At 49.1% G+C, this 26323-nt stretch carries 21 protein-coding genes; 13 read left to right on the top strand and 8 right to left on the bottom strand.

What is annotated here, in order from left to right:
• Positions 1-28 precede the first annotated feature (28 nt).
• From ACKU41_RS09855 to ACKU41_RS09890, 8 genes are all read left to right on the top strand, one after another.
• Entirely contained in the window at positions 29-835 is an 807-nt protein-coding gene (locus ACKU41_RS09855; RefSeq protein WP_321405220.1) for a protein phosphatase 2C domain-containing protein, read from the top strand.
• Between the two features lie 62 nt (positions 836-897).
• The gene (locus tag ACKU41_RS09860; RefSeq protein ID WP_321405221.1) at positions 898-1941 is read left to right on the top strand and encodes an extracellular solute-binding protein; all 1044 of its coding nucleotides are present in this window, start codon (positions 898-900) and stop codon (positions 1939-1941) included.
• Between the two features lie 11 nt (positions 1942-1952).
• The gene (locus tag ACKU41_RS09865; protein WP_321405222.1) at positions 1953-2999 is read left to right on the top strand and encodes an ABC transporter ATP-binding protein; all 1047 of its coding nucleotides are present in this window, start codon (positions 1953-1955) and stop codon (positions 2997-2999) included.
• Positions 3000-3023: 24 nt separating this feature from the next.
• Entirely contained in the window at positions 3024-4694 is a 1671-nt protein-coding gene (locus ACKU41_RS09870; protein WP_321405223.1) for an iron ABC transporter permease, read from the top strand.
• A 143-nt stretch (positions 4695-4837) separates the two neighbouring features.
• The gene (locus ACKU41_RS09875) at positions 4838-6067 is read left to right on the top strand and encodes a glycosyltransferase family 2 protein (protein ID WP_319777088.1); all 1230 of its coding nucleotides are present in this window, start codon (positions 4838-4840) and stop codon (positions 6065-6067) included.
• Positions 6068-6124: 57 nt separating this feature from the next.
• The gene (locus ACKU41_RS09880) at positions 6125-7039 is read left to right on the top strand and encodes a glycosyltransferase family 2 protein (protein ID WP_319777090.1); all 915 of its coding nucleotides are present in this window, start codon (positions 6125-6127) and stop codon (positions 7037-7039) included.
• Positions 7040-7142: 103 nt separating this feature from the next.
• Entirely contained in the window at positions 7143-8558 is a 1416-nt protein-coding gene (locus ACKU41_RS09885) for a HAMP domain-containing sensor histidine kinase (RefSeq protein ID WP_321405224.1), read from the top strand.
• The gene (locus ACKU41_RS09890; RefSeq protein ID WP_319777094.1) at positions 8555-9898 is read left to right on the top strand and encodes a sigma-54 dependent transcriptional regulator; all 1344 of its coding nucleotides are present in this window, start codon (positions 8555-8557) and stop codon (positions 9896-9898) included. The genes ACKU41_RS09885 and ACKU41_RS09890 overlap by 4 nt, the downstream gene beginning before the upstream one ends.
• Here the strand turns inward: ACKU41_RS09890 and ACKU41_RS09895 are convergent.
• A complete protein-coding gene (locus tag ACKU41_RS09895; protein ID WP_321405225.1) occupies positions 9895-11943 on the bottom strand; it encodes a S16 family serine protease in 2049 nt (682 codons plus the stop codon). The two genes, ACKU41_RS09890 and ACKU41_RS09895, sit on opposite strands and share 4 nt — an antisense overlap.
• A gap of 501 nt (positions 11944-12444) precedes the next feature.
• Here ACKU41_RS09895 and ACKU41_RS09900 point away from each other — a divergent pair.
• The 4 genes from ACKU41_RS09900 to ACKU41_RS09915 all read left to right on the top strand — a co-directional run bounded on the left by ACKU41_RS09900 (position 12445) and on the right by ACKU41_RS09915 (position 18044).
• Positions 12445-13056, top strand: coding sequence for a hypothetical protein (locus ACKU41_RS09900; protein WP_319777098.1), 612 nt, complete (start codon positions 12445-12447; stop codon positions 13054-13056).
• 40 nt (positions 13057-13096) lie between these two features.
• Complete coding sequence (locus ACKU41_RS09905) at positions 13097-14896, top strand: SLC13 family permease (protein ID WP_321405226.1); 1800 nt, start codon at positions 13097-13099, stop codon at positions 14894-14896.
• A 146-nt stretch (positions 14897-15042) separates the two neighbouring features.
• Positions 15043-16665, top strand: coding sequence for a sodium/proton antiporter NhaB (gene nhaB / locus ACKU41_RS09910; RefSeq protein ID WP_321405227.1), 1623 nt, complete (start codon positions 15043-15045; stop codon positions 16663-16665).
• Positions 16666-16997: 332 nt separating this feature from the next.
• Complete coding sequence (locus ACKU41_RS09915) at positions 16998-18044, top strand: tRNA-dihydrouridine synthase family protein (RefSeq protein ID WP_321405228.1); 1047 nt, start codon at positions 16998-17000, stop codon at positions 18042-18044.
• A 133-nt stretch (positions 18045-18177) separates the two neighbouring features.
• Here the strand turns inward: ACKU41_RS09915 and ACKU41_RS09920 are convergent, their stop codons facing one another.
• Positions 18178-18567, bottom strand: coding sequence for a PaaI family thioesterase (locus tag ACKU41_RS09920; protein ID WP_319777105.1), 390 nt, complete (start codon positions 18565-18567; stop codon positions 18178-18180).
• Between the two features lie 418 nt (positions 18568-18985).
• Here ACKU41_RS09920 and ACKU41_RS09925 point away from each other — a divergent pair, with 418 nt between their 5' ends.
• Complete coding sequence (locus ACKU41_RS09925) at positions 18986-20578, top strand: sigma 54-interacting transcriptional regulator (protein ID WP_321405229.1); 1593 nt, start codon at positions 18986-18988, stop codon at positions 20576-20578.
• Between the two features lie 100 nt (positions 20579-20678).
• Here the strand turns inward: ACKU41_RS09925 and ACKU41_RS09930 are convergent, their stop codons facing one another.
• The 6 genes from ACKU41_RS09930 to ACKU41_RS09955 form a co-directional block, all read right to left on the bottom strand.
• The gene (locus tag ACKU41_RS09930) at positions 20679-21395 is read right to left on the bottom strand and encodes an ABC transporter ATP-binding protein (RefSeq protein ID WP_319777109.1); all 717 of its coding nucleotides are present in this window, start codon (positions 21393-21395) and stop codon (positions 20679-20681) included.
• Positions 21383-22153 carry an ABC transporter ATP-binding protein gene (locus ACKU41_RS09935; RefSeq protein ID WP_321405230.1) on the bottom strand — a complete coding sequence of 257 codons (771 nt, stop codon included), beginning with the start codon at positions 22151-22153 and terminating at the stop codon, positions 21383-21385. The genes ACKU41_RS09930 and ACKU41_RS09935 overlap by 13 nt, the downstream gene beginning before the upstream one ends.
• The gene (locus ACKU41_RS09940; protein WP_319777113.1) at positions 22153-23166 is read right to left on the bottom strand and encodes a branched-chain amino acid ABC transporter permease; all 1014 of its coding nucleotides are present in this window, start codon (positions 23164-23166) and stop codon (positions 22153-22155) included. The genes ACKU41_RS09935 and ACKU41_RS09940 overlap by 1 nt, the downstream gene beginning before the upstream one ends.
• A gap of 15 nt (positions 23167-23181) precedes the next feature.
• Positions 23182-24093 carry a branched-chain amino acid ABC transporter permease gene (locus ACKU41_RS09945; protein ID WP_321405231.1) on the bottom strand — a complete coding sequence of 304 codons (912 nt, stop codon included), beginning with the start codon at positions 24091-24093 and terminating at the stop codon, positions 23182-23184.
• 69 nt (positions 24094-24162) lie between these two features.
• Positions 24163-25281, bottom strand: coding sequence for an ABC transporter substrate-binding protein (locus tag ACKU41_RS09950; protein WP_321405232.1), 1119 nt, complete (start codon positions 25279-25281; stop codon positions 24163-24165).
• A 385-nt stretch (positions 25282-25666) separates the two neighbouring features.
• Complete coding sequence (locus ACKU41_RS09955; RefSeq protein WP_319777119.1) at positions 25667-26149, bottom strand: L-2-amino-thiazoline-4-carboxylic acid hydrolase; 483 nt, start codon at positions 26147-26149, stop codon at positions 25667-25669.
• Positions 26150-26323 lie beyond the last annotated feature (174 nt).

The raw sequence follows: 26323 nt of genomic DNA on the forward strand, positions 1-26323 counted from the left end.
ATGTGATAATGCATTGAGGTATAAAAGCATGCAGGTTGAATCTATACTGGAACACGGCACCGGGTCCGTTAATGAAGACTTCCTTCTGGTGGAAGAGAACCTTTTCGGCGTTTTTGACGGCGCGACCAGCCTGACTCCTGAAACATATGAGCATGGTCATACAGGCGGATTTCTGGCTTCCAACCTTGCTGGCGAAGAGTTCAGAAAAAACCATGGAACCATGGAAGAGCTGGCCCAAAGAGCCAACAAAGTCATTCGGCAGGAAATGGCCCAGCGCAACATAAACCTGAACAGCAAAAAAGATCTCTGGAGCACAAGCGCTGCCGTGGTTCGCGTTCAGGATAACCGGATGGAATGGGCTCAGATAGGTGATTGCAGGATAGTATGCATCTACGAAAGCGGTGACTTTGAATTCCTGTGCCGATGTCAGGATCAGGATCTGGAAACCCTGAGCATGTGGAAAAAAATAGGCCCGTCCACAGAAGAGCCTATCGGAGTTGCCATGCATGAACAGATTACTAAAGTACGTTGCCGCATGAATCTGGACTACGGTGTTTTCAACGGAGAACCCGAAGCAATTGATTTTCTACAAGCCGGGATTCATGATCTCACGGGAGTACGTAACGTTCTCCTGTTTACGGACGGGCTGCTCATGCCCAACGAGCTGCCCTGGGAGGAACGGGATTACAAAGAACAGGTCGACCTGTTCCGTCAGTCCGGTCTTAAAGGACTTCGTGACCGTATTCGAAATATTGAAGCCACCGACCTTGGCTGCCGCACCTACCCCCGCTTCAAAACTCACGACGATATCGCAGCCGTTGCCATCAACATGTGATTGCTGCGCTGAACTGATTAAATTAATTTCCACAACACATAACAGCCTGCAGGAGGCATAAAATGAAAATCGGCATCCATATCAAATGGGTTGTACTGGCCCTGCTTGTAATTATGGCGGTTCCGGCTGCGGCAATGGCTGCGAACACAAAGCTGGAAGACAAAGTGGTGGTATATTCCACCCACGGCGAATCTATGCTGGAACTTGTAGCAGACGCTTTTGAAGAAAAGACCGGAGTCAAGGTCGAATTCATCAATCTCAAGGGCGAACTGGCGGACAGGGTTCGTGCGGAAAAAGCAAATCCGCAGTCCGATGTCATGTACGGTGCTCCTTCATCCGTTTATCAGGAGCTCAAGAAAGAAGATCTATTTGCTCCTTCCACTCCAAGCTGGGCAGCCAAAATCAATCCCCTTTTCAAGGACAAGGACGGGTACTGGTACGGCACAATCCAGACCCCGGTGCTGATGTTCTACAACAGCAAGATGATGAGCAAGGCAGATGCCCCGAAGGACTGGTGGGACCTTGCCGACCCCAAATATAAAAATAAAATTGTATCCAGAAATGCCCTCTCCTCTTCGGCCCGTGCTACATACTCCGCACTGCTGCAGCAGTTTGAGAAAAAAGGCGATCTGAAAGAAGGCTGGAAATTCTTGAAAGCCATGGACGCTAACGTTAAACGTTACTACGGAAGCGGTTCTCTGCAGTTTCAGGCTGTTGGCCGCAAGGAAGCTCCCCTGAGTTTCGCGGTTCTCAACTCAGTGATTGACAACAAGATAAAAAACAAGTTGCCTCTTGAAATCATTGACGCCGAAAGCGGTTCCCCGGTCATCACCGATGCTATCGCGGTCATCAAAGGAGCCAAACATCCCAATGCGGCCAAGGCTTTTGTAGAATTTGCAGGCGGAGCCAAGGCTCAAGCCATGCTCGCCAACAAATTCAACCGCATGCCCACACTCCCTGAAGCCATCGCCAGTGCTCCGAAATGGATGGGCGAAATAAAGTTCCGGGTCATGAATGTGGATTGGGGGGCTCTTGCTTCCAAGCAATCCGAATGGATGCAGAAGTGGGATATGGAAATCAAGGATTCCGGAAAAGACAAGAAATAAGGGGAATTACTATGGGGGCTGTTATCCTTGAGGGAGTGGAAAAATCCTTTGACGGCACTCCGGCCTGTTCACAGATAAACCTCTCCATTAATAAGGGTGAATTCTTCACCTTTCTAGGTCCTTCCGGATGCGGAAAAACAACATTGCTGCGCCTGATCGCGGGGTTCATTGCCCCGCAATCGGGCGCAGTTTTCATTGACGGCAACGACGTCACCAACCTGCCCCCGGAAAAACGCAAAGTGGGCATGGTATTCCAGAACTACAGCCTTTTTCCCTACCTGACTGTCAGCCAGAATATAGAGTACGGGTTGACCATTCAAAAGAGAACCGCCCGCGAGAGACAGGAAATTGCAGAACGCTACATGGAGATGGTCGGCCTGACCGGATTCGGCGAACGCAAGGTCACGGAACTTTCCGGCGGGGAGCAGCAGCGGGTGGCTCTGGCCCGGTCACTGGCAGTGGAACCGGAAGTCCTGCTTCTGGATGAACCCCTTTCAAATCTTGATGCCCGCCTGCGGGACAAAATGCGCGCAGAAATCAAATCATTGCAGAAACGGCTGGGCATAACCACAATTTTCGTAACTCACGACCAGACCGAAGCCCTGACCCTTTCCGACCGTATCGCTGTATTCAATCAGGGACGGGTCGTGCAGGTAGGCACTCCCCGGCAGATTTACGACACCCCGCACAATGTCTTTGTCGCAGGATTTGTTGGAGATACCAATCTTTTCCGGATAGCCCGTTCGGGCAGTACGGTCAGGCTCGAGAACGGCATGGAGCTTAGCGTTCCCGCCGGTTCAGAGTCCGGCGACTGGCTCTCAATCCGGCCCCAGAATATCAGGATTTCAAAAACTCCTTCCCGCGAGCCCAACTCTTTTCAAGGGCAGGTTCTGGAACGGCAGCTGAACGGGGTCTCAATCGACTATATCATTGAGCTGGGACAGACCGTTATTCGCGCCGCGGAGTTGAACAGCTTCGAAAAGGAAGATGAATTCCGGCCCGGGACAACGGTCTGGGTAACCCTGCCGGAAAAAAGGCTCAGGCTCCTTGCCGAGTAATACGGGCATGATGTGATTGTGGACATGAAAAGATTGAAAAACCTGATTCTACCGGGCATCGGAATTCTGGCACTGCTATTTGTGCTGCTGGGGTACATCCTTTATCCGGCCTTGACCACACTCCTGAAAAGCCTTGCTGTGAACGACGGTTCCGGTTTTGATCACTATATCCGTTTTTTCACTTCCCCAACCAGTTTACAGGTCCTGAAGAACACCCTTGTTCTGGGCGGACTGACCGTAATTCTATGCGGTATCGTTGGAACCGGGCTGGCTTTTCTGGTCCACTACTTCGAATGCCCGCACCGTAACCTGTTGGATAAGCTATTGCTGCTCCCGGTAATGATGCCGGGGATAATCATAGTTTTTGCCTTTGTGCAATTGTACGGCGAAAGCGGGCTGGTCACAAAAAGCATCGAGCTTCTATTCGGGCTTGAAGAAACACCGTACAGCTTTTCGGGACTACCCGGAATCCTATTTGTCCATATCTATACCCAGTATGTATATTTTTATCTCACGGTTTCACTTGCCATCCGGCAGATAGACTTTTCAGTTATTGAAAGCGCCAGAATCCTCGGCGCTTCCCGGTCCAAAGTTTTTGTTTCAGTCATCCTTCCTTATGTAACTCCGGCCATAATCACATCATCAGCCATGACTTTCATGACCGGGATAGGATCTTTTTCCGCTCCAAGCATCATAGGCGGAGGCTATAAGGTACTGACCACCCAGATTCTGCTCTCAAAGGCCAATAACTTCATGGAAACGGCAGCGGTTCAGGTCGTAGTGCTCACGATTATCTCCATGGCTTTCTTCGCAATATTGCGCTGGTATGAAAAACGCAGACTCTTCTCCGGTTCGGTCAAAGGAATTCCGTTTCAGCCGGTCAGGATCAGCAACCCGTTCATGCGATATTTCGTAACGGGGCTTAAGGGGCTGCTGATAATGCTGATCCTGCTGCCGTTCATCACAATCATAGTACTGTCCTTTGTGGATTCCGCATCATGGATGATGAGCATATATCCACAGGAGTTTTCGCTGACAAATTTCAGCGCAATTTTTACAAAAGCACGAAAATTCAGGCCATTCATGAACAGCATTGAAATGTCTGTACTGGCAGCCTTCATCTGCCTGCTGGTAGCTGTCCCTGCTTCATGGATAATTGAGAAAACAAAACTGAAAATTAAGGGACTGGTTGAATTTCTGGTTATACTGCCATGGGCAATGCCTGCCAGTGCCATAGCCATCAACATAATCATCGCCAACAGCAGGCCTACGATTTTTTCTTTCAACACCGTTCTGGTCGGGGCTTATATCCTGCTGCCGCTGGGCTATTTCATCAAATCCCTGCCCATAGTGGTCAGGATTACCCATATTTCCTTTCAAGGTCTTAATTCAACATTGCTTGAAGCATCCAGAAGTCTCGGCGCATCAGGGTTCAGAACATTCCGCACAGTCGCACTGCCCATGATCTATCCGGGCGTCCTAGCCGGATTCCTGTATGTCTTCGTGCGCAGCATCGGTGAATACACTACTTCAGCCTTCCTCTATACCGCCTCAAACAAACCAATCTCCATAGCAATGGTCAATGCTATCTTCGAATATGATATCGGGCTGGCCATGGCCTATGGAACCCTACTGATGGTTCTGACCGTATGCTTGAGCATCATCATAAGCAGAATCCGTCCGCAGATTAAATAACCGAAAAGAACTCCCGCCAGAAACAACTTGCTGAATTTACTCCGCACAGGCATATTCAATATTTACATGCTGAAACCATAAATAAATTTCAGGCTGATCTTTTTCGGGTCACCCTCCTATTCCTTTTTCAGTGATTGCTTCTTATGAAAAAACCTCATCTATCCATAATCATCCCTGTCCTTAATCTGTGGGAAATGACCGCAGAATGCCTGAAAAGCATCAAGACCCATACTCCAGGAAGTTTTTACGAAGTCATCGTGGTTGATAACGGTTCGGATGACGAAACCTCTGCGGAGTGTCCACTGCTTGCTGAAGCCCTTTTTGAAGATCGGTATCAATACATCCGGCTGCCCGAGAACATCAACTTCGGTCCGGCCTGTAACCGTGGAGCTCAGGCGGCGGAAGGAGCTCTGCTGTTTTTTCTTAACAACGACACCCTGCTAACAAAAAACTGGTTCAAATACCTGCTTGAAGCATTCAGGCATAATCCAAGAGTAATGGGCTGCAGCCCCCTATGCCTGTTTCCTGAAAACGACAGGATACAACACCTCGGTATCGCTTTTGATGGCGGACTGAATGTTCGCCACCCCTATTTCCTGTTCCCCGGCGACCACCCGGTTACGCACAGAAAACGAACTTTTCAGGCCTTAAGCGCGGCAGCATTTATGACTCCGGCAAACGTATTCAATGAGCTGGGAGGATTCTTCCCGGAGTATATCAACGGCTTTGAAGACATGGACCTCTGTTGCCGCATAAGAAAAAAACGGGGAATACTGGTTCAGGAGAATAGAAGTGTCATCTATCACTGGGCCAGCAAGACTCCGGGACGCAATAAATTTGATGCCCACAACAGCAGGTTGATCAACAAGCGTTGTCCCGGTTTATTCACCCCGGACCTGCACAAAATAATTCTGGAAGACGGTTTCCGTTGCGAGCTTACCCCCTGGCTGGAGATGATCCTACGGGATCCGGACGAGATACGCATGGCGGAGCTGGACCTCCTGTCCGGAGAAGAAGAGCTGGCTGAAGCCCTGCACAAATATCCGCTTTGGGAAAACGGTTATGACAGACTCGCAGCTCTCTACGAGCAGGACGGTAGGATTTCCAAGGCTGCAGACATACTTTTTTATGGCACATCAATGTTTCCCGCAGCGGACAGGCTTGCCCGCTTGGCCGATCTGGCTGAAAAATCCGGTGCGGATAATATCTCACGCCAATCCCGAGCCAAAATAACCAGCATAAAAAATACCCTTGCCGCCCCGGAGGGAATACTCAGGCAGGCCCAGGACCTCATGGGCTGGGCTCTGGAAAACAAAGATCGGGAATTAGCCGCAATTTACAAGAAGTGGATACAGGAATACAACAAGAACTAAGGCCGCTTAAGGAAGCTCCCGGACCATTAAAAATTTCAGGATTATGGAGAACCAATTGTGAATAAAACCGAAGAGAATATTCCTTTCTTCTCCATCCTGATGAGTACCTACAATCGCGCAGATCTTCTTCCAAGGGCGATCCGTTCCATAAAAAAACAATTGCTGCCGAACTGGGAACTGATCCTTGTCAACGACGGAGGTGAGGACATCTCCCATATCGTCAAATCCTTTTTCGACAAACGCATCAGGCTTGTGAACCTTGAAGACAATGCAGGTAAATCAGCCGCCATAAATATTGCCTATAAACATTCCAAAGGTGAATATATCGCCTACCTTGATGATGACGATGAATGGCTGCCCAATCACCTGCAGACCCACTACGACTTTATCCTAAACCACCCGGAAGCCATGGTCAGCCATTCGAACGCCTGCAGGGTGGACGTGGAAAAAAAACGCAGCGGTGAAGAAATTATAATTTCCCGGCACCTGATTTATTGCAACCCGGTCTCTTTTAAAGAACTCATCAAGAAAAACGGAATAACTTGGCTCTCCGTAGTCCATAAGCGTGAATGTTTTGAGACGGTTGGCGGACTCGACGAGCGCCTTCAAGTTCTGGTTGATTTCGACTTATGGCGCAGGATGTCAATGTTATACCGGTTCCACCATATACCGGTGCATACCGGGAACTATTACATCCACCGACAGGTCGACCAGCAGATAACAGGATTGGCTGTAAAAAATCCGCTCCGATTTCACGCCGCCGCAGTGCTTGTACAGCGAAAAAAAGTGCCGCCGGAATTAAAAGCACGTTACTGCAGGGAGCTGCAGGCCGCCCGTGCAGAAGCATATAAGTTGTTCCTTCAGGCTCGGGCAGATCAATTTATGAGCGCTGGCAATGAAAAGAGGTGCGCCGCTTCGCTTGCCTTGGCTGAAAAAATCGGGAAGAAGCAGAGCCGGGCAGAACCAGCCTAGCCAAGCATGCACAGAAACTCACAATTGCCATTTGAAGACTCAGGCCGTAAGCTAAGTGGGCCTTGTGAGTATAGGCAAATGCATGACAAGTGAGGGGACTACTGTGTTCAAACTGAATATACGCCAGAAAATCATCATCGGAATTATCATTTTTTCATTCTGCTTCGGCTGTTTGGGGCTGCTTTCTTATTTAAACACCCTGCAACTGGAAAATGAAGTCCTGCTGATTGAGCGAAGCGATGACTTGAGTAATCTCATCCTTGAAATCCGCAGCATTGAAAAAAACTATCTTTTGTATCGAGATCCTGCCCTTTTCTCACTTGGACTGGAGTACCTTAATCATGCTGACAGCCTGCTGCAAAAACTTGTGAAAGAATTTAATAAAATTGACAAGATACAAAGTGGAGAAAAACTAAAAGAAAGTCTGAACCATTACAGAGAACTGATCATCCAGCTTGAATCAACTCCGGGGATATCATCCGACACGGACAACAAAATAAACGCACATCTTCGTGAAACCGGACAAAAAATGGTGGAACTATCCAAGGAAATCTCCAATTTTGAGCGGGAAAACATTCTCAGCATCAACCGCAATCTCCGCTCCAACCTGACTCTGTCCATGATCGGAATTGCCGCGGTAATCACGGCTCTTGTCGTGTTCTTCAGTTCCAACATCCTCAAACCTCTTCGCGAAGTACAGCAAGCAACCCGTAAGATTTCTCAAGGGACTTTCAAGGCCCTCCCGATCAAGAATTCTCACGATGAAATCCAGCAGGTGTTCGCAGCGCTGAATTCCATGGTGGAACAGCTGGTTAAACGCCGCCGCCAGTTGGTGCAGGCCCAGAAACTCTCATCCATTGGAACGCTTTCTTCAGGGATTGCCCACCAGTTGAACAACCCCCTGAACAATATTTCAACATCATGCCAGATTCTTGAAGAACGCCAAAAAGGCAAGGATGAGCTGGCAGACAGAATGATGAGCAACATTATGCAGGAAACCCTGCGGGCGAGGGATATTGTCAAAGGGCTGCTTGAGTTTTCAAGGGAAAACGAATATTCACCGGGACCTATCGAGATCGGAGTAATCATGAAATCGGCTGTGGACCTTGTTTCCAGTCAGGTGCCGTCCAATATTTCCCTTTCCATGGATATTCCTGAACACATCATTGTCTACGCTGACCGCCGCAAAATACAGGAAGCATTCATCAACCTGCTTATTAACGCAATTCAGGCCATTGCAGACTGTCCCGGTTCAATAAACATCACCGCCGAAACAGACAAGACCAACACTGTCATCAAAGTAAAAGATACAGGGCAAGGCATGTCCCCTGAAATAATGGAACGTATTTTTGATCCCTTTTTCTCAACCAAGGAAGTCGGACAGGGAACAGGGCTGGGACTGTACATCGTATACGGAATTATAGAAAAACATCAGGGAAGTATCAGGGCTGAAAGCAGTCCGGGGCAAGGAACCACCTTTCACATCACCCTGCCTCTCGATACGGAGCATCAAGTATGATCAACCATGCCAATATTCTCATTGTTGAAGACGAGGCAATAGCCCGCGAAAACCTTGCCCATGTCATGACCGCAGAAGGACACACTGCAACTGCAGTCGGTTCAGGCACGGAAGCCTTGCAGAAAATCGGCAAACAGGACTTCGAGCTGGTGCTGACCGACCTGATGCTTCCGGGTATGAACGGCATAGAGCTTCTTGAACATATCAAAGAAATCCAGCCTTCAACACAGGTCATAGTCATAACCGGACATGCCACAGTCGATACTGCGGTAATCGCCATGCAGAAGGGAGCACATTCATATATCGCCAAGCCTCTCCATCTTGATGAGCTGCGGGCGCAGGTCCATAAGGCTTTGGAAAGGCAGGCTCTCTCCGTGGAAGTCCTGCGCTTGAGGCAGGTTCTGGAAGAAGGGAAACAGGACTTTCCCCTTGTGGGCCAAAGTGATCAGATCTCCAAACTGAAAAAAACCATTGAACAATTGGCGCACATGGACTGCAACGTCCTCATTCAGGGAGAAACAGGGACTGGTAAGGAACTTATCGCCCGCGGAATCCATATGCTCAGTCCCCGTTCACAGGAACGCTTCATGGCCATCAACTGCGGAACATTCACAGCGGAATTGATGGATAAAGAACTTTTCGGCCATGAAAAGGAAGCCTTCACCGGAGCCCAGCGCGGGCAGAAAGGCATCCTTGAAGTTGCCACCGGAGGAACTGTTTTCTTCGATGAAATGAGCGAACTGCCCCTGAACATGCAGGTCAAACTGCTGCGGGTACTGCAGGAGAGAAACTTTCTGCGGGTTGGCGGAACTCAGGAAATCCCGGTTGATATCCGTGTCGTATCCGCAACAAACTGCGACCTAAAGGAAGAGGTTGAAAACGGCACCTTCCGTCAGGACCTGTTTTACCGTTTGAACGTGGTAACCCTTTCCGCCCCACCCTTGCGGGAACACAGAGAGGACATACCGGTACTTATCGGTCACTTTCTGGAAAAGCACCGTTCCGACACTCAGTCCATCGATACGATTTCACAGGAAACACTTGATATCCTGATGAACTATTCCTTTCCGGGAAACGTCCGTGAACTGGAGAACATTTCGCAGCGGGCTCTGGCACTGGCTCGAGGCACGGTATTCTCGCCGGACCTTCTGCCCGAGGAAATCCGCAACATCGCCCGCAACAAGCCACTGCGGACACTGGAAGAAGTGGAGCGTGACCATATTGGAAAAGTCATGCTGGCCACTAACGGCAACAAGACTCAGGCAGCCAAAATACTGGGAATTGACCGTGTTTCCTTATGGCGGAAAATGAAACGGCTCGGACTTGATAAAAAAAACTAATTCAGGGCAGCTTCCAAAGCGTCTTCCAGTCGGGAGACCAGTCTGATTTCCAGCCCGGACAAAACCTCGTCCTCAAGCTGACTTACGACCTGCCCGCATTTCTCCGGCAGGACAACGGTACTGATCCCGGCCCTGACTGCAGCCATGACCTTCTCTCGCACGCCTCCCACCGGCAGGACATCGCCATGTAATGATATCTCGCCGCTGAAGGCCATATCCTGCGGTACGCTACGCCCTGTGAGCTGCGAAAGAATCGCCACGGCAATGGTCACTCCTGCGGAAGGTCCTTCCTTGGTTATCGATCCGGCAGGAATATGGACATGAATATCCGATGATTCAAAAAAGTCCTCGGAAAGACCGAACTTGCAGGCATTGCTCCGCAAAAAACTCAGGGCCGTCTGGGCTGATTCTCTGAGCACTTCCCCAAGTGAACCGGTAAGAAGCAAATTCTTGCTTCCGTGCATACGGACCGCTTCAACAAAAATAATTTCCCCCCCGTTTTCAGACCAGACCAGACCGGTGGCTACCCCGGTCTTCAAAGTTCGCCCTACAGTTGCGCTGAAATGAGGCGCCGGACCCATCAATTCTATCAATCCGGTCTCATCCACATGCAATATATCTGAGTGATCCTGTTCATCCAGCCTTCTCTTAGCCAGCTTCCGGCAGAGGGCGGCAATCTGTTTATCCAGTCCCCGCAATCCCGACTCACGGGTATATTCAGCAATAAGCTTTTTCAGGCCGTCTGCGGAAACATCCACCTCATTCAAGGAAAAACCATGTTTCAATAATTGGGCCGGGAGCATGAAATTTTTTGCTATGTTAAATTTTTCTCCGGGAGTGTAGCTTGAGAATTCTATCATTTCCATACGGTCCCGCAATGGTCCCGGTATGCGCTCCACAATATTGGCTGTAGCAATGAAAAGCACACCCGAAAGATCAAAAGGCAGCCCCAGATAATTATCCACAAAACCTGAATTCTGCTGCGGATCAAGAATTTCCAGAAGAACAGATGTCGCGTCACCTTGAAAATTCTGGATTATTTTATCAAGCTCATCAAGCATGATAACCGGGTTGCGGACTCCAGCCTTCTGGATACTTTGAAGAATACGCCCGGACATGGCCCCCACATAAGTTCTCCGGTGACCGCGAAGCTCTGACTCATCCCGCAATCCGGCCAGGGACATGCATATAAATTTGCGTCCCATCGCTTCAGCAATGGCCCGGCCGATGGAAGTTTTCCCGGTTCCGGGAGGGCCGTTGAAACAAAGGACCGGTCCCTGCAATCCCTGCAGCCGCTGATTGCGTCCTAACAGATCCTGCACATATTCGCGCAAACGGGTAAGATTCACGGGCTTGCCGAGATACTGGTCGGCACCGTTTTTCATGGCTTCGACTGCCGTCTTAACAGTGGCATACCCGGTAAGCATGATAACCCCGGTATCCGGCCAGCGGCTGCGCAGGACTTCCAATAGTTCAAGACCGTCCATGCCGTCCATCTTGAGGTCGGTAATCACGATATCTGCAGGTTCTTCCTCCATGGCGGCTACTGCCTCCAGACCGTTACCCACAGTCCTGACCGAAAAACCTTCATGTTCAAATATTATGGATAAATTTTCACGGGCAATAATCTCATCATCGGCGATAATCAGGTTCGGGCTGATCCGGCTGCGCAGATTCTTGACTGCGAGAAATTCCAGAATTCGCTCCTTTACATTGTTCAGCCCGTAATGGCGGGCATCAAGAATATCCGCCGCCTTTTGAGTATCAAGATCATCTTTCGTTGTTTCATTCCACGGCAAAGAAAGTATGAATTCCAAATATGCATGGGAAATGGAAAACTCGGGAGAGGTACTCTCGGTCTTGCGAAGACGTTCACATTCATCACGGGCGACTTCCAGAATATTATCGGGAAGCTCAGCGGACTCAACCCGGCTGCAGATCTCATCAGCCACGCTTTCAGTCACATTCTCAGGCCCGGCGTGCGCATCGGTAATATTCTCTTCAGGCCGCGTCTTTTCGACATTCTTTCTACCAAACCATTTCATAAGAATCCTCCGGATAAATCTTGTCTGTCCACCCTGAACCGAACGCTATACACAAATAGGCTTAGGAGCTGGTCATTCAATATCATTAAAGTTTAGCCCTGTTAACGTTGCACATTGAAACAAGACAAGCAGAACATGTTCTTTTTTGCACAATCTATCTCAATTTATATATAAGTCATTAATATAAAAGCTTTTCTAAAAAATAAACTTTTCATATGCTTTTAATACAGCCTTAAAAGCACCCAAACAAGGTCACAAAAGCAAGTAATCTTGTTGCAAATAGCAACGCACTGTTCCGCACTTTTCTGACCAACCCCACCTGAAATAGCCCTTAACAAATTTTATGCCGTTGCGAATAGCAACACGCAAAAAACTACACGAAAGAACACTTTTATATAAACATCTGATTTCATGGCACTTTTTACATAAAAAATCCTTGGCATGGATATTGATCCATGTGGGAGCAAGTTCAAAGGAAGGAAATAACAATCAGGAGGAACCATGGCCACAGAACAAGGATTTTTCGGTCTTTTGGAACGCTATTATGCAACAAAGGCGGCGAATCAATGCAATACCTGCAATGTTGGCGCATGGGCCATCAACCGGGATCAAACAACAAATGACCCCAAAGATAGGGAGGTTTTCTTGAAAACTTTATTAAACCGCTTTCTGAATAACAGTGGAAAATCTGAAGTTTCCCAAGAGGAAAACAACGAACTGGTAAACAACCTTTCTGAATGCACCTGCGAAGGCGGAAAAATCCTTGTAGTAAGCAAGGGTGCTGCTTTCTCCGGCAAAGTAGTCAACTACGCAGTAGAAATGGCAGCAAGAACCCAGAGCAGCCTCATCGCCTTGAACCTTGATGAACGTGGTTCTGATTTCAACAATTTCTGTTCCCAATCCGAAGAGAACATCTCTCATTTCTCAGCAAAAGCAGAGGAAGCAGGCCTTCTCTTTGCCCATGTTGTGAAACAGGGAGCCGAAGATTCCGTTGTGGCCGAACTTCATAATCAGGATAAAAAGCTGCGGTATGTAATGGAAGACGTTGCACGCAACAAATCTGCTAGCGCGGCTATTCCGGTATATACACGAGCGACACTTAGAGTCGGGTAACCCGCACTTTTTGCTGTTTTCATAGATAAAAGGGATACTTATGACTCCAGAAATTCTTCTAGTAATGGCAGTACTGGCCTTTGCGGTACTGCTTTTCATATTCGAATGGGTGAGGGTCGACGTAGTCGGCATCATCATGATGGTATTATTGCCCCTGCTCGGGCTTGTGACCCCCAAACAGGCTATCAGCGGTTTGAGCAGTAACGCCGTCGTATCCATCATTGCGGTTATCATCATCGGAGCCGGGCTCGATAAAACCGGCGTTATGAACACCCTTGCAAGGGTTATCCTTAAATTTGCCGGAAAAAGCGAAACCCGGATCATGTCCCTCATAGCCGGGACTGTGGCTATCATCTCCGGATTCATGCAGAACATCGGGGCCGCCGCCCTGTTTCTGCCTGCAGCCAAACGTATCGGCAACCAGACCGGAGTCCCGGTTGGCAGACTGCTCATGCCCATGGGCTTCTGTGCCATCATCGGCGGATGTCTGACTCTGGTCGGCTCCAGTCCCTTGATTCTTCTCAACGACCTCATGGTTGTTGGCGGCAAACATTACGAGCCCTTCGGAATGTTCGGGGTAACCCCCATCGGGATATGCCTGCTGATAGCGGCGCTTATCTATTTCATTCTTCTGGGACGCTTCATACTCCCAAGTGAAAACGTGGACGAAACATCAGGACCCATGTCGGAACTGCTCGCCAACACATACGGCGGAGTTGGTTCTTTATATGAACTGCATGTGCCGGAAACATGGACCTGCGACCACGACCTCATGAACCTTGAGCTGCGTCCAATGTATTTCTCCACCATTGTTGCCATCGCACGCGAACGTGGTAAAAACCACAAAATCGCTCCTGACGCACAGGAAGTAATCAAGCCCGGAGACCATCTTGCAGTGGTCGGTCCTATTGAGGCTGTTCGGCACATGGCTGTTGATTTCGGCTGGTCTCTCAAGGAAGATCTTGAGACTTTTGCCGAAGAGCTTTCCCCCAACAACGCAGGGCTGATGGAAGGGATCATCACTCCCCGTTCCGAACTTGTCGGTATGACTCTGCGTACACTGGGCATTCGTAACCGTTTTCAGGTTTCCCCTGTGGCAATCTTCAGGGGCGAAAAGCTGTTCATCAGCGGTCTTACCGATCTGCAACTGGAATCCGGAGACGCACTCCTGCTGCATGGTCGCTGGGAAATGTTCCACATGCTCAAAGACCGCCCGGACTTTGTATTTACTGAAGATGTAAAAGGCGAAATCCTCCGCACAGATAAAGCCAAACTGGCCCTGATGTGGCTTGCAATTTCCCTTTTCATGATACTCGGCCTGCATATTCAGCTCTCCATCGCCCTGCTCACCGGAGCACTGGGCATGGTCCTGACCAAGGTCCTGAGCATTGACGAAGCATACCAGTCAGTAGACTGGATGACAGTATTCCTGCTCGGCGGGCTTATTCCGCTGGGTATGGCCTTTGAAAACACAGGGGCCGCAAAATACATAGCCGATACCATTATGGCCGCACTGGGCCAGCCCTCGGCTCTGGTTCTGTTGACCGTTATCGGAGCGCTGACCTCGTTCTTTACGCTGGTAGCCTCAAACGTAGGTGCAACAGTTCTGCTGGTGCCGCTTTCAATGAACATGGCCTTGAACGCCGGGGTTGACCCGCGCATAGCAGCCCTTACCGTGGCTGTAGCAGCATCGAATACCTTTGTGCTGCCCACCCATCAGGTAAATGCCCTGATTATGCGTCCCGGCGGCTACAAGACCATCGACTATGTTCGAGCCGGGACCGGTATGACCATCCTGTACATGGCCGTTATGATCTCCGCCTTAATGATGCTTTACTAATTCCCCCTGTGGAGAAAGGTCCCCCTACACCTGGACCTTTCTCCACATACCGGGAATCCAACTATTCCAATAATACCGGAGAAAGCGACGACAAACGGATACTGCCGCGTAATATCCGGCCATGAATTATTATAAAGGAGACTCTGATGCAGCAAACTTTTCTGCAATCACTTGGCAGTAACTTTTTGGGCCATGCCCCGAAATGGTATAAAAAAGTCATTCTGGCCTTTTTGATCATCAACCCCATACTCATATTCACTGTCGGATCCCAGATCGCAGGTTGGGCACTCATCGCTGAATTCATTTTCACCCTGGCAATGGCCTTGAAGTGTTACCCCCTTCCGGCAGGCGGTTTACTGGCTATTGAAGCTGTCGCACTCGGGATGACCTCACCCGAGACAGTTTACCATGAAGCACTGAACAACTTCGAAGTAATCCTGCTGCTGATCTTTATGGTCGCAGGCATCTACTTCATGAAAGAATTTCTGCAATTCACCTTTACCCGTATTCTGGTCCGGGTACGTTCCAAAATTGCCATCTCGCTGATGTTCTGCTTTGCCGGAGCTTTTCTCTCCGCCTTTCTGGACGCACTCACAGTTACCGCGGTTATCATTGCCGTAGCCTACAGTTTTTACAATATCTACCACCGGTTCGCATCAGGCAAGACCATGCAATGTGAGCACGACCTCTGCAGTGATCAGGCGGTCATAGAAAAGAACCGTTCCGATCTTAAGGAATTCAGGGCCTTCCTGCGCAACCTTATGATGCACGGAGCTGTCGGTACCGCTCTGGGCGGAGTATGTACTCTGGTAGGCGAACCCCAGAACCTGCTTATCGGCGGGGAAATGGGATGGCACTTCGTTGACTTTTTTGTGGAAGTAATGCCTGTATCCCTGCCTGTACTTGCTATCGGGCTGCTGACATGCATGACTGTGGAAAAATTTCATCTCTTCGGCTACGGCGCAAAGCTGCCCGGCAATATCCGTTCCCACCTGCTCGAAACCGCAATTAAAATGGAAGAAAAGCAGGGACAGAGCGGAAAGACCAGACTGATCATCCAGTGCTTCACAGGACTGTGGCTGGTTATAGCTCTGGCTTTTCACCTCGCAGCTGTCGGAGTTATCGGCCTCTCGGTAATCATCATTCTCACTTCAATGAACGGATACATCGAAGAGCACCAGTTGGGTAAAGCTTTTGAAGAAGCCCTGCCTTTTACCGCACTGCTGGTTGTCTTTTTCTCAATTGTCGGCGTAATTCACGATCAGGAAATTTTTCATCCGATCATCGAATTCGTTCTCAGTCTGCAGGGACACACACAGCTTGCCGCATATTACATCGCCAACGGATTGCTTTCTGCAATCTCGGATAACGTATTTGTGGCCACTGTCTACATATCCGAAACAAAACTTCATTTCATCAATCTACTGGGAACTCTCCCAGACATAGGCATGAGCGGTCAGGCCTTGATGGAAAAGCTCACCGATCCTCATCTGGCGAGGATCGATGTTGTCGCCGGTATGCCTCAAGCTACTGCTGCAAAAGTACTTGAGATCATGCATCACTTTGACAAACTGGCCGTGGCCATTAACACAGGAACCAACATCCCCAGTGTGGCTACCCCTAACGGACAGGCGGCTTTCCTCTTTCTCCTGACCTCAGCCCTTGCACCGGTCATAAGACTCTCTTATGGCCGTATGGTAATGCTGGCATTACCATATACCATCACCATGTCCCTGACGGGACTCGCGGCAGTCAATTACTTCTTGTAAACTGCCACGCCGCATTATTGCGGACTCCCTTTCTCCGGCGGACTCTCCACTGCCGGAGAAAGGGAAATCCGAAAAAAAATTCCTCACTCATATAATGAGTGAGGAATTTTTTTAATATGACCTGACTAAACTAAACATCTTCACCCCATGCCTTGGTACTACGCTCCACTTTTTTGCGCACGCTCTTCATGATCCTGCGAATTGATTAGAATAGGGTGTCAAAAAGAAATGACGTAAAAAGCATATTTCAAGACATCAGGACTTGCCCCCTGTACAACAACAGGTTAGGCAATGCTGCATCCCGGACACCTATAACCAGCCTTACAGATCCTATGAAAAACACCGTTCCGCCCCATTTTTCCAAGCTGGCGACCCAGCTTAAAACTCCCATTGCCATTGGTGGAAAGACAATCCCCAACCGGCTGTGGCTGGCGCCCATGGCCGGACTGACCCACTGCGCATTCCGGCAGGTTCTGGCCCATTACGGATCATGCGGCCTGCTCTTTACGGAAATGTGCAGCGCCAAGGCTGTACCGACAGAAAAACCGGGGATTTCCCCGGTATTCAGCTGGAAGGAATGGGAACTCCCCAATCTGGTCTGCCAATTGGTGGGCGGTACACCGGAAGAGTTGGTGATTGCAGCAAAGCGGGTGGAACAGGAAGGCTTCTTCGGCGTGGATATAAACATGGGCTGCTCGGCCCGTGGAATGATCAAACGCGAGGCGGGAGCAGCCCTGCTCAAAACTCCGGACAAAGCCGTGGACATAGTCAAGGCTGTCCGCGAAGCCGTGTCTATCCCTGTTTTCGTCAAATTCCGCACAGGCTGGTCAAAGGAAATCGAACCGGCAATGGCTCTGGCCAAAAGACTTGAGGACGCAGGAGCAGATTGCCTGGTATTCCACCCGAGAGTGGCTCCGGACAAACGCACCCGCCCCCCCTTCATTGACCACATCCGCTTCATCAAGGAGGCCGTCTCCATTCCCGTCTTCGGCAATGGCAATGTCACAACCCGGCAGCATTGTCAGGACATGCTGGACAAGACAGGATGCGATGGTGTGTCCGTAGGGCGTATGGCCGTGGCCCGTCCTTGGCTCTTTGCCCAATGGACCGCAGGCTACACACCGGACGACAGCATTTTCAAGGACTATGTCCTGCGTCTTGCCACAGCTTTGGAGCAGGAATTCGACCCCATCCGGGCAATCAAGCGGTTCCGGCTGTTCATGCCCTATTTTGCAGCCAACTTCCGATTCGGACACAGTATGCAGGCCACATTTTCCACCGCCAAGACCATGGATGACGTCCGCCGCATGGCCGAAGAACACATCAGGCCGGACATGCCCTTAAGCATGTCTCCCAACATGAATCTATACAATCTCTAAGTCGTATTTCCACCAAGGATACAGCCTCGCAGTACTTACATATAAACTGATCCGGGATGCAAGCTTCTGCTGTAAAGCGGGCCACGCCATCGTGGATTAACGGTTGGTCCGGTTCCCTGAATCAGTTTTTCCGTTATGCTCCCGCCAGAACATGTTCTTTGGTGACAAAGCAGGTAAAAGTTCCGCTGAACACGGTCTCCCCGTCGCAGGAAACATCAACTTTTACTATATGCTTCCTCCCGTCCTTTTCCTGCTCCTGAGCCTTTGCGGTAAGAATGTCGCCAACCCTGGAAGGTTTCAAAAAACGGCTCTCCGCACCCGCCAATACCACATTAGGATGATTGACTGACAGCATCGCTGCGTAATCGGCCATACCGAAAATAAAACCGCCGTGAATCAGTCCACTTCCGTCGGCAGACATATTTCCGGTGCATGTAAGGCGAACCTCACTACTTCCTTCAGATACTGAAATCGGCTCACCACACAGGGAACGGTCGATATTTTCATGTGTATTGATATCCATAATTTTCTCCATTTATTTTTTATTGCCTCATTTTGCAGGCACTAAATAAAAACCGGACAGGGGTTGTTTTCAATAGCATCTGCGGGGCTGTTTTCAATGTGCAAATCCGGCTGCCCGGTTGCTCCGGGTATGCCGTATAAAAATTTATAAACAAAAAATTTAGATCCTTCGATGATAACCTTCTGAGAAACTATAGAACCGGTCTTACATTACCGGAATAACGGAGTCCTGCCGGGCCATTTCCCAAAATCAAATCTTGGCAGGAAACATGCAGAATAAATATCACCGAGCCTCAAAAAGAATCTAAAGACAGATAAAATGGGGATACGGCAATAAAACATACAACATTTTTGTTAACTACAGGAAAAACTCTTCACAAAAACAGAACAGATTCAACCTTAAAAAGCGCAAATACAAGATGAAGACAACAGCCCATAACGCCCCTTCATGGGCACTTTCTTCCAAAGACAGAAACATTGCACCGGATGCTGTCAGTACCTGCCGGGAACTGCAGCAAGCCGTAACTGTCATATCGCGTTTGTCCGGCATTGATATGTACATTATTAACACAGACTATCTGTGTGTTGCCGGTTCCGGATTTTACAAAGCTGCCGTTGGTTGTATCAGCCCAAGGGATACAGCCATCGGGTACAGTCTGGCAAGCGGACGGCCAACCATGGTAGTTGACCCCAAAGTACATGCCGCATGCCGCGAATGTTCACAAAAACTGACCTGCCGCGACCTTGCCAACTACACTGCTCCCATCGCCATCCGAGGCCGGGTTGTCGCTGCTGTCCAGATTGTAGCTTTCGACTCCGCCCAGTGTGTGACTCTTAAAGAAAAGGGAGAGGATATAGCTGAAGCAATCACTCTTTTTCTGGTACAAAGCTGCGAAGCGGACTCCAGACTGCTGTCCGCCTTAGCCGGATCCGAAGACGAGCTGGACAGTTCAGGACTTGAGCGTCTCATCGGAGAAAGCCAAGCCATGCGGACCCTGAAGGACGGCATCATACGTTGTGCCCCGCTTGATTCAACTGTTCTGATTCAAGGGGAATCCGGAACAGGAAAGGAACTAACCGCCCAAGCCATACACGATCTTTCCCCCCGAGCTGCTGCTCCGTTTGTAGCGGTCAACTGCGGAGCTATTCCCGAATCAATCATTGAAAGTGAGTTATTCGGATATGTTTCCGGCACATTCACAGGAGCCCAAAAGGGAGGCAAAGCCGGATTGTTTGAGCATGCCGAGGGAGGCACTCTGTTTCTGGATGAAATCGCCGAACTTCCCCTGCAACTTCAGGTTAAGCTACTGCGAGTGCTGCAGGAGCGCAAGGTCATGCGCCTCGGCGGACGTCAGGAACATGATTTTGATGTGCGTATTATTGCTGCTGCAAACGTTGATGTTGCCGAACAGGCCAGAAACGGGAAGTTCCGGCAGGACCTTTACTACAGGTTATCTGTAATTCCTCTCTATGTACCGGCCCTGCGGGAACGGGAAAGGGACATTGAACTTCTGGTCCACTATTTCGCCCGTCTCTATGCGCGGCGGAGAAATGAACCGCAGCCATGGGTTGAACCGGCTCTGTTGAAAAGGTTCGCATTGTACAATTGGCCCGGAAATGTGCGCGAACTAAAGAACTTCATTGAATATGGAATCAACTTTCGCAAAGGCGCAACTCTGGATCTGGCAACCCTTGAAGACAGATTTCTCAATGCTGAAAAACAAACTTCCCCTGATGGATGCGCTGATTGGGCCACGAACAATACCCAGCCATGTCAGGAGAATAATTCCGGGGCTGATGAAAAGAGCAACCCAAAACACCAGAACGCAATTTCCGAAAAAGAACTTTCAGAACAGGAAACTTTGAGTAAATGCCTTCAGCTATACGGTGCCGATCTGGAAGGGAAAAAACGTACTGCAGAAGAACTGGGCATCAGCCTTGCTACTCTTTACCGTAAAATTAAGCGGTACAGTTTACAGAATGCCTATCGCTATGATGTGGGCATGCCTTAAGCTGCCATTCTTTTTATACAGACTAAACAGCAGAGCCGGGAAGTTCCTGAAAACTTCCCGGCTCTGCTTATAAAGGATGGAGGATGAAAATAGTTTTTATCTAATGGCCCTTTCCTCCCATGTAGGCTTCTTCCAGACGTCCGTCGGCAATCAGTTCCGCAGCAGGACCTTCCATAACAATAGTCCCGCCTTCCATTATATAACCATAGTCAGCAACAGAAAGAGCCGCCTTTGCATTCTGCTCAACGATAAGTATGGATGTACCCATTTCACGGATTTTTACGACCAGATCAAAAATGCCCTTGATTATAAGGGGAGCCAGACCAAGGGAAGGTTCATCCAGCAGAAGCAGCTTGGGACGCCCCATAAGAGCGCGACCGATGCACAGCATCTGCTGCTCACCGCCGGACATTGCCCCGGCCTGTTGCCGAAGGCGCTCTTTCAGGATAGGGAATAATCCGAACACATAGTCGAGATCATCTTTAAAATGCTTCTTATCCTGATGGTACGCTCCCAGAATCAGGTTCTCTTCAACGCTCATATTGGCAAAAATCTGGCGGCCTTCCGGGGCTTGGCAAACACCTGCCATAACGGCCTTATCCGAACCGATATTCCCGATGTCCTTTCCCTGGAAAAGAATCTCGCCATCTGTAACCTGATAGATATTGGAAATAGCCCTCATCAAGGTTGTCTTGCCGACACCGTTGGCGCCAAGCACTGCGACAATTCCGTTTTCTTCCACTGTCAATTCCACTCCCCGTAGAATCTGCTGGACGCCCATGCTGACATGAAGATTGTGGATATCTAATATTGACATTCTTCGCCTCCAAGATAGGCTTCAAGTACTTCCGGGTGTTTCTGGATCGCTTTAGGAGTATCATCGGCAATTTTTTTGCCCAGGGCCAAAACCATAACCCGGTGGCAGATACCCATGACCAATCCCATATCGTGCTCCACCAGCAGAATAGGAATACCTTCGGAGTTCATCTCACCGATAAAGTCGGCAAGTTCCGCTGTTTCCTGCTCATTGAGCCCTGCTGCAGGTTCATCAAGAATGAGAAGTTCGGGATTGGTAGCCAGTGCCCGTGCGATTTCAAGATATTTTCGTTTACCGTAAGAAAGGTTCGCGGCCAGTTCTCCCGCCAGAGAATCCAGATGCACACGCTTGAGAATGTCCCAGGTTCGCTGGCTTATCTCTTCATCAGCCTTACAACGCATGGGCCAGACAGCCCGGCGCAATGAATGGCCTACCGAACCGATAGCTCCGATCGAAACATTATCAAAAACAGTCATGTTGGGCATGATACGCAGGTTCTGAAAAGTCCTGCCGATGCCAAGCTTGGCAACCTGATACGGTTTGAGGCCGGTAATGGGCTTACCCATAAAACGGACCTCGCCTTCACTGGGGGGATAAAACCCGGTAAGACAGTTGAAGAAGGTACTTTTTCCGGCACCGTTTGGACCGATAAGCCCGACCAGTTCGCCGGACTTCATACACATATCAACATTGTCCACGGCAACCAGTCCGCCGAAACGCCGGGTCAGCCCTTTGGTTTCCAATACATATTCCGACATTATTTCCACCCCACCATCTGACGGCCGCTCCAGGCCGCGTTGAACTGCTTTCTGGCCATTTCGATAGCCGAGATCTCACCAAAAATTCCCTTGGGCAATAACAGGATGGACAGAAACATGACCACACCTACCGCGATCATACGAAAGTCGCCCAGTCCCCTTGCTACCTCGGGAAGAAGGATAAGGAGCAGGGCTCCAAGCAGACCGCCCGGCAGTGAACCGAGTCCGCCGACAACCACCATCGCAAGGATGAGGATGGATTCGCTGAACTGAAAGCTGTCGGGACTGATATAACCGACACTGTGAGCCATCACGGCTCCGGCCAGTCCGGCAAAAAAGGTACTGGCCCCGAACGCCTGAATCTTGAGCTTGACCACATTGATGCCCATGGCTTCAGCACACTGGTCATCCTCTCTGAGGGACCGCAGTGAATTGCCGAAATAGGAATTGGTCATGCGCCAGATAAAGTAGATCGAGATACAGGCCAGCACGGCAATAACATAATAAATGGAAAGCAGACTGGTGAACCTGTACCCGAAAATGGTGATTGGATCGTAAAGCTGAACTCCCATGGGGCCGCGGGTTACAGAAACCCAGTTCAGCAGGGTTACGTGAATAATCTCTCCCACGCCCAAAGTGGCCACTGAGAAATAAATACTGATCAGCCTCATGGTAGGCAGAGCAACCAGAATACCGGCAATACCGGCGGCAAGCCCACCCAACGGAAGGGTTACCAGAAAAGGCAATCCGTAATTGGAAGCCAGCAGCCCGGCTGCATAAGCTCCTATTCCGAAGAATGCCGCGTGGCCGAGACAAAGCAGTCCGGCAGTTCCGGTAATAAGGTTCATACTCGCTGCAAGAATACAGAAGATCAACGCCGAGTTGGCAATCTGAATATAATAACTTTTACCCAGTACGGACAGAACCCCCGGAACCACTGCAAGAACAAAGAGCAGGGCCGCTACAGTGAGCAACCGGGAACGCCACGGGCTATTTTTTAAACTATCAGTCATAAGTGAACCCTCAAATTATACACGCTCTCTCCGGGCTCCGAAAATGCCCTGAGGAAAGAAAATCAGAGTTAGAATGAGAAAGCCGTAAGCGACCATATCGCTCCAGCCCTGAGTCATGAAATCTGTTGCCAGAGATTCACAAACACCGAGGAGAAGAGCACAGATGACCGCGCCGGGGATACTGGAAAGTCCGCCCATAACCATGGCCACAAAGGCCTTGATGGAAGGAGCAAAACCCATGGAAGGAAAAATTGCTCCATAATAAAGGCCGACCATAATCCCGGCTGCACCGCCGAGCATACTGCCCACGCCGAAGGTGGCGATGATGGTTTTATCTACGGACAGGCCTACATACTTGGCTCCGAGGGGGTTATTGGAAATAGCCCGGATGGAAAGGCCGATGCGGGTATGGTAAAGCACGTATTGCAACCCGCCGAGCATGACAACGGAAGACCCGAGGATCAGAAACTGCCCGGTTGAAAAAGAAAGCGGACCGACTGGAATGGGATTGTTAAGCAGATACTGGCCCGGAATAGTCTGCATTTCTGCACCAAAGAAATGCTGGAGTAATTCTTTGATGATGATTGAGAAGGCCAGAGAGGACAGCAGGGTAGCTTCTCTCATGGCTCTTGATTTGAGCGAAGCTTCATCCTGAAAACGCCTGAAGGGCTTAAAGGCGATTTTTTCCAGCCCTATCCCCGCGATTCCACCGGCTGCGAGAGCAGCGACAATAACCAGGGCTAAAGGCCAGTTCAGAGCGTTGATGCAGACCAGGCCGGCAAATGCCCCGATTGTATACATCTCTCCGTGGGCGAAGTTCACAACATTCAGCACGCCGAAAATAAGCGTGAAGCCGATAGCGATCAGTGCGTAAATCATTCCGGCACTGAGTCCGTTGACGATTTGCATCAAAAAATACGAGTCCATTGTGCGATATTCCTGTAATTGGGGGCGGGACCGGATGGCCCCGCCTATAGTAACTGAGATTAATCTGTTTTATTTTACGAGAACAAAAGAACCGTTTTCGACTTTAAGGCGGGCCAGTCCCTTAACAGGCTCACGGGTTTCAGGATCAAATGTTGTGGAGCCGGTAACGCCGGGGTAATCCTTTGTCTGGGCCAGAGCGTCACGAAGGCTGGAACGGGTTACGCCGGGGCCGACTTTGGCAATGGCATCAAGCATAATGCCCACAGCATCATAGGCCTGTGCAGCGAACATGTTTGGTTCTGATTCGTAATTTTTCTTGTAACCACTGACAAATTCAACAACGTTAGGCTCGGGGCTGTCACACATAAAAGTGCTGGAAAGCAGAAGACCGTCTGCGGAATCACCAGCCAGTTCGATCAGCTTGGGAGAATAAAGGGAGGAGGTGCCGAAAATAGGAGTTTTAATTCCGAGCTGTTTTTTCTGCTGTAAAACCATGGCACCTTCTTCATACATCATACAAAGATAGACAGCCTCAGGCTTACCGCGGCTGATTTTAGTCAGGATGGAGCGAAAATCGCGGTTTCCGGGGTTGAAATACTCAATAGCGGTAATTTCTCCGCCAAGCTCTTTGATACCTTTTTCAAAATTCTCAGCAGCTGAAATACCCCAGTCATTCTGAATGGCGATAATTGCGAATTTCTTGAAACCAAGTCCTTCTGCCCATTTGGCTACGAAAGGACCTTCGTATGCCTGAGTGGTAATATTACGGAACTGACAGTTGCCAACTTTGGTAAAATCAGGGTGGGATGCAGTCTGAGAAAGCTGCGGCATTCCTTCCATACCGTAAACACGGCCTGCAGCCATGGATACTGTGGAAGTAAAATCGCCCAAAACCCCTACGATCTGTTCGTTATCTACAAACTTGCGGGCAATGTTAATTGCTTCCTTAGGGTCGGACTTGGAATCTTCATAGACGATTTCAACTTTTGTCCCTTTAAGCTTTCCTGATTTATTAAATTTATCCAGCTGGAGCTTGGCAGAGTTACGAAAAACTTCACCATACTGAGCGTGGCTACCTGTCAGAGGTAACGAATAGCCCAACATAATGTTTTTTTCTGCAAATGCAGATGAGGCCATCAACATGCTGACCATGGCAACAAGTCCCAAAATAAGATTTTTCATTTTCATCGGTCCCTCCGGGATTTTTTTTACAGGTTGAGCTTATATTTGCTGTTTTTATTAATTCCGCCTGACCCCCCTTCCGGGGCTTTATCAAAAAAGAGCAAACAACATGCCACAACGAACCTCTTCTATAGTTATTTTTTACATATTATGGAAATTACCTCGAAAACCCTCTATCCCACATTGAATTCTTCTACAAAAAAACAAATCTTCGCCAACCTCACCCAAAATAAAACCCACCAGAAATTGCGAAATTGTAATTTTCGCATCCAAAATTGAGAATTATCATCCAACTTGCGAATTTCGCATCATTCATGAGAATTTTCAGGCCCAAAAAAAGGAGCAGGGAATTTCTCATCCCTGCTCCTTAATAATGAATAATAGATCTTAACTATTTTTTTTCACGAATCTTGAGATAACACTTATCCTTGCTGCCTTCAGGAAGAGCAGTCATCTGAAAATCGAAACCAGCGCCTTCAAAGGTACCAAAGTCAATTATTCCGGCAACTTCGCAAAGAGTAGCACACTCTTCATCAGAGAGCCCCATGTCACGCCATGCGTTCTTCAAGGGACAATTATCAAACTCGATATCAAGCCCACCGTCATCACAACGGGTAACAGTGGGAGCAAACATCTTTGAATCATCGGGGATAACGCCGAGGAAAGCATCGCGCAGCCCTTTGAAATCACAGGGAGAAAACTGCTTAAAGTTCTCGCCGATCTGCTCACCTCTTTTATAAATACCTTTTTTCATTACTTCTTTAGCCTTCTCAAGGCCAAATTCTTCAACCATGGCATCAAAGATCAGCTTATAGATGATAGCTCTGTTCTCATTGGCGGCATAAAGCTCTTCGCGCAGTTTAGCTTCACTCATTTTTGTTAACTCCTTTTATTATGCCGGCGCATTTTACGCCGAACGCGGTTAATTTTATCATTCTCTTTGCACAATACGTACCTAATTGTAAAAAGACAAAGCTTGGCATCAATTTTGATAGTAAAAAATCACAAAAAGAGAAATTCACACAATAACCGGCTGCGGACATGAAAA

It is taken from the genome of Maridesulfovibrio sp. (assembly GCF_963678865.1).
Taxonomy (GTDB): domain Bacteria; phylum Desulfobacterota; class Desulfovibrionia; order Desulfovibrionales; family Desulfovibrionaceae; genus Maridesulfovibrio.